The following is a 269-nucleotide window of genomic DNA, read 5'->3' as shown; positions in this document are numbered from 1 at the left end:
GCCTTGGCATCGGTCGGCAGGCCCACTTCGACATTCACTTTGCCGCTGATTTCGGTGCGGTCGATGGTGCCGTCGTTGTTGGTATCCTCGGTGATGACTACCGTCGGCGCGCCGGTGGCGGTGGTGTCGCCCATGACCGCGCTGTCTTTACCTTCAGCCGAGACGTTACCCGCCCCATCCACAATGGTGGCGGTGACGGTCAGTTTCACGCCGTCGGCCGGGCGGTCAAACTCGTAGCCCACCTTGCCGGCCGTGATGTCGGCATCGCT

The 269-nt window shown here is 63.9% G+C and carries 1 protein-coding gene; it reads right to left on the bottom strand.

The genetic code is table 11. The features are described from left to right. Positions 1-269: hypothetical protein (locus tag BN1130_RS23310; protein ID WP_042043900.1), on the bottom strand; the 269-nt coding region annotated here is incomplete at both ends.

The organism is Aeromonas rivuli, assembly GCF_000820045.1.
Taxonomy (GTDB): Bacteria; Pseudomonadota; Gammaproteobacteria; order Enterobacterales; family Aeromonadaceae; genus Aeromonas; species Aeromonas rivuli.
Note: the sequence above shows the minus strand (reverse complement) of the source record. Positions and strands in the feature narration are given on the sequence as shown.